We start from the raw sequence: 8,297 nt of genomic DNA on the forward strand, positions 1-8,297 counted from the left end.
CGGCAGATGACAGACGATGGGCAAAGCTCGTCGCTTTGCAGATCAGGCTTTGTCCCGCTTTCATCAAGGCAAAAATCAATACCCCAGAAGCAGCACCCAAAGGCTGACGGTCACCACGCCGAGCAGCGTGGTCAGCGTTATGGTTGATGCGGCGATGTTGCGGCCGGCGCCGAACTGGTCGGCAAGCAGGAAGGCGTTGACGCCCGCCGGGCAGGAAGCGCCGAGCACCAGCCCGGCCATGATCGGTTGCGGTAGGCCGAAAGCGTGCGACAGGGCGAACACCAGAGCCGGCAGCAGGGCGAGCTTGATGACGGTGATGGCCGAAAACAGCCCGGCATTGCCCGCCACCTTGTACTGCGCCAGCGTCATGCCGATCGAGACCAGGGCCACGGGCGCTGCGATGCCCGCGAGCATCGAGATGACGGTCGCAAGCGGTCCCGCCGGTTGCAGACCGGTGAGATTCATTGCCGCGCCGATGATGAGGCCGATCACCAGGGGGTTGGTCGCGAGGTTGTAACCGACCGTGGCGGCGAGGCGGGCCGGGTCGCTGGTCGCGCCGCCCTCGCGCGCCTTGGCACGTTCGGCCAGCACCGTGGCGGTTACCATCAGCACCGGCATGTGGATCGCGAGCACGATTGAAAGCGCCACCAGCGCGGTTTCGCCCGCCACATGGCTGACAAGCGGAATGCCGAGCAGGGCCAGATTGGAAAACGTTCCGGAAAGCCCGATGATGACGGCGGAGACGCGGTCCCGGTTGAAGACAAAGCGCGACACCATGGCGGCCGCGATCCAGGCAATCGCCACGCTGGCGAAATAGACGCCCCAGATACGCAACGGGTCGGCGCCGGTGAAATCGGCATTGGCGATGGTGCGCATCAGCAGCACCGGCAGGCCGATCCGGTAGACGAAGCCCGAAAGCACGCCGGCGCTTTCGGCCGGCAGATAGCGGACTTTGACGGCGACCCACCCGATCAGGATGAGGGCGAAGATCGGGATGACGCTGTTGAATATTTCTTGCATGGCGGGCTTTCAGGCGGGCGGCACGGCTCGTGCCGCGTGCTCCGAAACTGTTCCCCGCCGCGACCGGTGTCAAGACCGCCAGCCTGCCGGATGGCCTTCAATCGCTTCCCGCCGCGTCAGCTTTTCAGGGCGGCCGCCGGTGACTGGCGATAGGCAATCAGCGCGGGGAGGGCGGACAGCACGGCCGCGACTGCCACCAGCACGGCGGCCGTGCCGAGATCGGCATGCGTGAACTCGACCGGTAGCGACACACCGCGCTCGGCCGTGATCGACCGCGCGATCGCGAGCGCCGCCGCAAGACCCGCCGCATAGCCGAGCGCGATGCCGATCGCGACCAGGAGGAAGAGCTCGCCCCAGACGATGGTGAACACCGCGCCGCGTGGCGCGCCGAAAGCGCGCAACGCCCCGATCTCGCGTCGGCGCTGGGACACATGAATGACGGTAACGAGCATCAGCGCCGCGGCAACCAGCACCTGTGCGCCCGCTGCAATCGCCGTCAGCACCTGTTTGGCATCGCCGAGCGTGGCGTAGAGTTTGGTCAGCACTTCCGCCGGGAAAACGGCGAGCGTCTGGTCGCCCCTGTAGTCCTGCCGCAGCTTATAGGCATCGGCGATCGATTTCGGCTTCACCAGGATCGCCGGCAGGCCGGGCGTTTCGCCTTCATGCCAGTGCTCGTCAACAGGTGCTGCGGGGTCGATATGATGATGGTCCTCGTCATGCCCCGCCTCGTCGTGATCATCGTGGGCGGCGTGTTCGTCATGGTCCGCATCCGCATGTTCGGCTTCATGGTCATGCTCGTGTTCGTGGTCGTCCGCCTGATCGTCATGATCATGGCCGGTCGCCTCGTGATCATGGTCGTCGGCCTCGTGCGCTTCCATGCCGTGGATTTTCCAGACCGCCTCGATCGGCACGAAGATGGCGCGGTCCCAGGGTGTGCCGGTGGGCTCGGCCCTGCCGGTGACGGTATAGGCGAGTTCGTCATGGGTGTGGCCGCCGGTTTCGACCGTGCCGTGCATCGGCTTGATCGTGTCGCCGATCGCAAGATCAACCGCCGAGCCGATCACCGCCTCGCCCAGATGGGTGAAATTGCCGCCTTGGGAAAAGCCTGGCGTCGTGTTTTCGATCAGCTCTGATGTGGTTCCGACAATCGGATAGCCGGCATAGCTGTCGCCGAAGCCGATCGGCGCGGCCCAGGCCACGCGGGGGTCCGCCCGAAGGTCGGGCAGGATGTCGCCATCCATCAGCGGCAAGTCGGCGGCCTGCAGGAAGACCGAGGAGAGCACGAGCTGGGTTTCGCTGCCGGGCGCGCCGATGACCAGATCGAATTTCTCCGAGGCCCGGGCGCTGCCAAGCCTCAACGCCCGCTCTTCCAGCGTCACGGCGACGCCGAGCGCGGTCGCCAGCATGATCAGGATGACGATGACGATGGAGCCGGCCCAAAGACGTTTGAGGTCTGCGAGGATGAAACGGAACATGGGGTCAGCCTCTTTTCTCGTCGCTGGCGATGACGCCGGCAAGCAACGATATCTCGCGCGTCAGCGGCGCGATCAGCCGCTGGTCATGGGAAACGACGATCAGCGTGGCACCCTCGGCAAGTTCCAGCAGCAGGCTCCCGACAGTCTCGCCAGATGTGGCGTCGAGGCTTGCCGTAGGCTCGTCGGCGACGATGATGCCGGGCTCGCGCAACAGCGCCCGGGCGACCGCCACGCGCTGCATCTCGCCGCGCGACATGGTGCCGGTCTTCTGGTCGTGACGGGAAAGCCCGACGCGGTCGAGCAGGTCATGCGCGCGCTTTATGCGCTCCGTGCCGGCGGCGCGGGCAAGCCTTGCCGGCAGCAGCACGTTGTCGAGCGCGGAAAGGGCCGGAAACAGATGGAAATCCTGCATGATCAGGCCGATATTCTCGCCGCGAAACCGGTCGCGCCGGCTTTCCGACAGCGCGGAAAGTTCGGTCTCGCCCCAGCGGGCGCTGCCATGGGTGAGCCGCTCGAGCCCGGTGATGATGTTGACGAAGGTGCTCTTGCCGGAGCCCGAGGGGCCGGTGATCGCGACCCGCTCGCCGGCGGCGATATCGAGCTTCGGGATCGTCAGCACCGGGCTGTCGAGGCCCGGAAAGGTGACGGCGATATCGTTGAGCGAGAGAGGCAGCATCGTGACTGACCTTTCGGGTATGTCGTTTCAGACCTTGTTGTAGCGCGCGCCGCGCAGGCGCAGCTGGCTGACAAAGCCGGTCTCGGGGTCCACCCAGGAGCCGCTTTCGAGCGTGCCGGTCACCTCGATCATCTGGTTGGGCTGGGTGAATGTCTGCTTTCGGTCGAGATAGACGACCATGATATTGTCCGGCCAGTCGGCATCCGACGAGCAGAACGGGCAGAGCGCCATCGGGATTTCCGACAGCACGAAGAATTTCGCTTCCGCCTTCAGCGGCGGGGCCATGAAGCCGCGAATCGAGACCTTCTCTCCCGTCAGTTGTTTCACCTTGTCGGAAAACTTCAGGCCGAGCGGGCTGAAGGAGCCGTAAAGATCGTCGAAGGACAGTTCGTCGGCTGCAAAGGCGGGGCGAAAGGCAAGGCCGAGGCCGAGCGTGCCGAAGGCGGCAAGCAGGCTGCGGCGGGAAAGGGGTAGAGCGGTCATCGGATCAAATCTCCTGGCAGGAGAGGACCGGGCGAAGACCGCCCGGTCCTGACTTCGAAACGAAGCTTACTGCTTCTGGCTGGAACCGAGAGCGAAGGTGTCGGCCAGCACGCCGTAGACGTCGGACTGTTCCATATAGCCCTTGAAGCCGTCGGCGCCGGGGCCGGTGGCCTGCAGCAGGACGTCATCGACGGCGTGAACGCCGGTCGAGGCGTCATAAGGCAGGTTGCCGGTGCGCAGAACCGCGCCGGGGACATCCTTGTAGGCTTCGTTGGCGACGTAGCGGCCGTTCTCGTCCTTCACGGCCGGCTCGAACGGACCGTCCATCTTCGGACGGAAGGTCTCGTAATAGTCGGGGAAGTTGTTGGCGAACATGGCGAGGCGACGCGAAACGTCGATCTGGTCCGGATAGCCGTCGCCGTTTTCATCCGTATAGTTCGGGAAGCCGGCGTCGTCATAGGTCATGACCTTGTTGCGCATCTCGTCGGCCTGGACCTCGTCGTCGATCGTGCCGATCACCGAGACACCGTGGGTGTGGTCGCCGGTGACGACGATCAGCGTGTCCGGATTGGAATTCATCCATTCCATCGCGGCGCCGACGGCCTGGTCGAACTCGATCATGTCGATGGCGGCGCGGTCCCAGTCGAGCGGATGCGACATCTTGTCGACATTGGCGGCTTCAACCATCAGGAAGAAGCCTTCCGGGTTCTTCGAAAGCTGGTCGATGGCTGCCGTGGTCATGTCCACGAGACCGGGCTGGCTCGGGAACTTGTCGACGCTGCCCTTCTTCAGGAATTCGCGGTCGAGCGTGGAATCCATGTTGGCGGTGTGGAACAGGCCGAGCAGCTTGCCGTCTGCCGGCTTCTCGGCGGATGCCAGTTCATCGGCGGAGGTGACGACGGTGTAGCCGGCCTCTTCGAACATGGCGATGTAGTCATTGTCGTCCTTGCGCTTGGAACCGGCGACATCGGACTTCAGGAAGTAGGCGGAACCGCCGCCGAGAACGACTTCCGGCTGTACGTCGTAGAACATGCCGACGATCTCGGCCTTGTCACCGCGCAGGCGGGTATGGGCGACGACGGCGGCCGGCGTGGCGTCTTCGATTTCAGCGGTGGAGACAACGCCGATCGACTTGCCGGTCTGGCGGCGCAGCGCCTCGCCAATGGTTTCGACCTTCGGGTCGTCCAGGCTGTCCGGCGTGCGGTCGGCATAGACGCCGAGCGCGTTCACGCGGGTCTTGTGGCCGGTCATGTAGGCCGACATGGTGTTGGCGGAATCGGTCGCGACGGAATGGGTCGAGGAGGTGCCGATTATGGCCATGCTGTCGAGTTCGTCCATGTGGAGACGGCCGTCGGCCTTGCCCTCGGTCATGCCCTTGGACATGATGCGGGCAGCCGTGCGGTGGCCCATGGACATGCCATCGGCGACGAAGAAGATGATGTTCTTGGCCTTCGGCGTTTCAGGCGTGTCATAGACGGTCCAGGTGACGGTCTTTTCCTCGTCGCCGGCCTTGACGGCAACGGTGTAATCGCCGGCGTCGGCAAGCGCCAGATCGCGCAGGATCAGGGCCGAGCCGAGGCTCTCGTCATTCTTGCCCTTTTCATCGGCGACGAATTCGGCGTCCTGGCCGAAGATTTCGGCATAGGGCTTGCCATTGACGGTGACGTCGATATCGCCGGCGTCATAGACGGCGTCGAGCTCGACCTTGAAGTCGAAGGGCGACGACGCCAGCACGGTGGCGCGGTCGAGCGGATAGATGGTTGCGGCATTGGCAGCACCTGCAAGGCAGGTGGCGGCGGCGAGTAGTGCGAGACGGGCGCGCATGGGAACCTCTTTGAAAGAGCGTCGGGAAGGGTGATACCAAGGACCAATGATTAGGACCCATATGATGCGCGCTGGAATGGCCATCCGAGTAGGAAAATACCGCAGAGCGATGCTCGAGCATCGCGCGAGGATTTTGACGCCCTCGGTGGTCATTCCAGCCGCACCCTTTCAGGGACGGGCGCTTTTGAAAGCCTGCGTCGTTGAAAATCCTCGCCGTAGCTATGGCTATGACTGCGGCTTTCGCCTAGCCGGCTTTCAAAATCGCTCCGGTCATATGGGTTCTAATCGTTGATCCTTGGTATTAGTGCGCTTCCGCGATAGTCCCGCCGGATAACAATCCGATGACGTTTTTGCTGCGGTTTGATGAACCTCAGGAACGGTAGCGCCGACCGCGCGGCTTCAGGTAACGCTTGCGCCTTCGCTTCTTGAGCGAAAAGTGCAGGACGCGGGTGATGTACCAGAACAGCGCAAGCGAAATGACCCCTGCGGCGAGAAAGCCGGTGGCATTGCCCATGACATGGGCGACGGCGATGATGTTGCGGGAGAATGTGAAGCCGAGCAGGTTATAGGTCGACACCCAGACGGTCTGGCCGCAGATGGCGGCGATGGTAAAGGCGCGCCAGCGCATGCCGGCAGCGCCCGCAACCGGGTTGATATAGGGGCTGATCTGGGCCAGCAGCCAGCGCGTGAAGAAGATGGCGAAAACGCCGCGCCGTTCGAGATAGTCCTGGGCGCGGTCCACCAGACGCTGCCGCTTGGGGCCGCGGGCGGCGAACCGCGCCAGATATTTCGCGCCGCCCTTGCGCCCGACCCAGTAGCCGATCTGGTCGGAGGTCGACGCGGCGGCGAGGCATGCGGCGATGGTCGGCAGCATCGGCAGGTCGCCCGAGGCGGCAAGAGACCCGCCGAACAGCATGATCACGGCGGCGGGCATCGGTATGCCGAGGCAGGCCAGAAACACGATGAGCGCCATGACCGGAATGCCGTAGACCGGCACCAGCGCCAGAAACTGTTCATTCATCGTCGCCGGCCCGTTCGTGCTCGTCGAGGGCTTCGGCGATCTGTTCTTCCAGTTCCTCCAGCGTCTCGCCGCGCTCGCGCGTGATCCGCCAGAGCGGCAGGCGGCGGCTGTGTTCCGGATCGAGGCCGAGCGCCTCGGCGAGTTCGTGGACGGGGATATCGTTCACCATCGCCACATGACCAAGCGTCATCCAGCCCTTCAGCTCCAGATCGCGAGGACTGTGCCAGTAATAGACCGCAAGCACGGTCTTGAGCGCGAGGGCCAGCGTCAGAAGCAGGGCCCCGATAAAGGCGATGGAAAGCGCACGATGGCGCTGCCACAATGCGCGGACGGGTTTCAGCAGACTCATGGCCGTCCTTTCCAGGTTGCAAAACACTCGGTTAGAGCTTCGGCGGTGATTCCACAATCCTTCTCTCCTCGGGGGCGCGATCTCGGCGACGACGATCCGAGAGGTGTGGATAATGTTGGTAAAGTAAAAAAATGACTTGACTTTTCTTCGTTTAGCAATTTCTTTCGAAGAAAGAAATTGCTCACCTCAAACGGTTGAGAAAGTAGATATGAGACGGGAAACTATATGTTGCAAGTTATGAAAAGTTAGGACATAGAAAAAGGCGCTGCGAAAAAAATCGCAGCGCCTTTCTTGTTTCAGGTACTCGCTAACGCCGTGGGCGAAGTGCCGGAGCATAGCGGGTTAGAAACCACACACTTTCTTCTCCCCGTGAAAGGCTTTTTTGTCAACACGGTGGAGACTAAAACTATGCCTAAACCGATTAAACCCGGCGAAAAAGTGCAAAGGTCGGGTCAATACGAAATCGTTGGCCCGAGAGGCGGTCGTACGGGCGCAGAGCGCACAATAGTGCGAGGAGAGCCGGCGCCGCCTACACCCAAATCGGGACAGGGGTTCATACTTACTGATCCGACCAAAAATGGCGCAGGTCGCAAGACTTAGCGAATAATAAAAGGGGCCTCGTTCTGGGGCCCCTTGTTTTAGATCTCTTTGAGTGAGCTATCCTTCTCTTCTCCAATCCGCTATGAACCCGGTTCATGACGAAAAGACAGGCGATGGAGATGCGCGATATGATCCGCGTGCACAAACACGATATTCCGGCAGAACAGGCGGCGCGTTATACCGGCGCGATCGCGATCGACAGCGAGACGCTCGGCCTCATTCCGCGTCGCGACCGGCTGTGCGTGGTGCAGATTTCGCCGGGCGACGGCAGCGCCGACCTGATCCAGATCGCGCCGGGGCAGACGGAGGCGCCGAACCTTGTCGCCATGCTCGCCGATCCGGACCGACAGAAGATCTTCCATTTCGGCCGCTTCGATATCGCCGTGCTCTATCACACCTTCGGCGTCACCACGGCCAATGTGTTCTGCACCAAGATCGCCTCGCGCCTGACCCGGACCTATACCGACCGGCACGGGCTCAAGGACAATCTCAAGGAAATGCTCGACATCGACGTTTCCAAGGCGCAGCAATCCTCCGACTGGGCGGCGGAGGAACTCACCGAGGCGCAGCTTCAGTATGCCGCCTCCGACGTTCTCTATCTCCACCGCCTGCGCGACAAGCTGATGGAACGGCTGATCCGCGACGGCCGCATGGAGCTTGCCAGCGCCTGTTTCGAGTTCCTGCCCACAAGGGCGAAGCTCGACCTTCTCGGCTGGGAAGAAACCGACATTTTCGCCCATAGCTGAGAAATGCCGCCGTCAGTCACCGCGGGCCGCATTCGTTCGATCGTTGCGACGGACTTCTCCTCCTCTCGGCGTCATCAACTCTGTTGTTCTTGATGGTCCCTTA

Annotated in this window: 8 protein-coding genes; 1 reads left to right on the forward strand and 7 read right to left on the reverse strand. The window is 62.6% G+C overall.

Annotation, left to right across the window (positions count from 1 at the left end):
• Positions 1–75 precede the first annotated feature (75 nt).
• The 7 genes from K7H91_RS24995 to K7H91_RS25025 form a co-directional block, all read right to left on the reverse strand.
• The gene (locus K7H91_RS24995) at positions 76–1,020 is read right to left on the reverse strand and encodes an AEC family transporter (protein ID WP_018065107.1); all 945 of its coding nucleotides are present in this window, start codon (positions 1,018–1,020) and stop codon (positions 76–78) included.
• Between the two features lie 116 nt (positions 1,021–1,136).
• Positions 1,137–2,495: an FtsX-like permease family protein gene (locus K7H91_RS25000; protein ID WP_230722880.1), complete on the reverse strand. Its 1,359-nt coding sequence runs from the start codon at positions 2,493–2,495 to the stop codon at positions 1,137–1,139.
• Positions 2,496–2,499: 4 nt separating this feature from the next.
• Complete coding sequence (locus tag K7H91_RS25005) at positions 2,500–3,171, reverse strand: ABC transporter ATP-binding protein (protein ID WP_230722881.1); 672 nt, start codon at positions 3,169–3,171, stop codon at positions 2,500–2,502.
• A 27-nt stretch (positions 3,172–3,198) separates the two neighbouring features.
• A complete protein-coding gene (locus K7H91_RS25010; protein ID WP_230722882.1) occupies positions 3,199–3,654 on the reverse strand; it encodes a hypothetical protein in 456 nt (151 codons plus the stop codon).
• A gap of 66 nt (positions 3,655–3,720) precedes the next feature.
• Complete coding sequence (locus K7H91_RS25015) at positions 3,721–5,478, reverse strand: alkaline phosphatase (protein ID WP_230722883.1); 1,758 nt, start codon at positions 5,476–5,478, stop codon at positions 3,721–3,723.
• A gap of 370 nt (positions 5,479–5,848) precedes the next feature.
• Positions 5,849–6,499, reverse strand: coding sequence for a DedA family protein (locus K7H91_RS25020; protein ID WP_230722884.1), 651 nt, complete (start codon positions 6,497–6,499; stop codon positions 5,849–5,851).
• Positions 6,492–6,848, reverse strand: a complete 357-nt coding sequence (locus tag K7H91_RS25025; RefSeq protein ID WP_230722885.1) for a hypothetical protein — start codon at positions 6,846–6,848, stop codon at positions 6,492–6,494. The genes K7H91_RS25020 and K7H91_RS25025 overlap by 8 nt, the downstream gene beginning before the upstream one ends.
• A 719-nt stretch (positions 6,849–7,567) precedes the next feature.
• Between K7H91_RS25025 and K7H91_RS25030 the strand changes: the two genes are divergently transcribed.
• On the forward strand, positions 7,568–8,194 hold the full coding sequence (locus K7H91_RS25030; protein WP_230722886.1) for a ribonuclease D: 627 nt from the start codon (positions 7,568–7,570) through the stop codon (positions 8,192–8,194).
• The last annotated feature ends 103 nt before the right edge of the window (positions 8,195–8,297 follow it).

The sequence above is a fragment of the Martelella mediterranea genome (genome assembly GCF_021021415.1).
GTDB classification, from domain to species: domain Bacteria; phylum Pseudomonadota; class Alphaproteobacteria; order Rhizobiales; family Rhizobiaceae; genus Martelella; species Martelella mediterranea_C.

Excerpts from the sequence above, each read along its gene's own strand:
- K7H91_RS24995 (WP_018065107.1), bottom strand. The coding sequence starts at position 1,020 with ATGCAAGAAATATTCAACAGCGTCATCCCGATCTTCGCCCTCATCCTG.
- K7H91_RS25030 (WP_230722886.1), top strand. The coding sequence starts at position 7,568 with ATGCGCGATATGATCCGCGTGCACAAACACGATATTCCGGCAGAACAG.
- K7H91_RS25005 (WP_230722881.1), bottom strand. The coding sequence starts at position 3,171 with ATGCTGCCTCTCTCGCTCAACGATATCGCCGTCACCTTTCCGGGCCTC.
- K7H91_RS25020 (WP_230722884.1), bottom strand. The coding sequence starts at position 6,499 with ATGAATGAACAGTTTCTGGCGCTGGTGCCGGTCTACGGCATTCCGGTC.
- K7H91_RS25000 (WP_230722880.1), bottom strand. The coding sequence starts at position 2,495 with ATGTTCCGTTTCATCCTCGCAGACCTCAAACGTCTTTGGGCCGGCTCC.
- K7H91_RS25025 (WP_230722885.1), bottom strand. The coding sequence starts at position 6,848 with ATGAGTCTGCTGAAACCCGTCCGCGCATTGTGGCAGCGCCATCGTGCG.
- K7H91_RS25010 (WP_230722882.1), bottom strand. The coding sequence starts at position 3,654 with ATGACCGCTCTACCCCTTTCCCGCCGCAGCCTGCTTGCCGCCTTCGGC.
- K7H91_RS25015 (WP_230722883.1), bottom strand. The coding sequence starts at position 5,478 with ATGCGCGCCCGTCTCGCACTACTCGCCGCCGCCACCTGCCTTGCAGGT.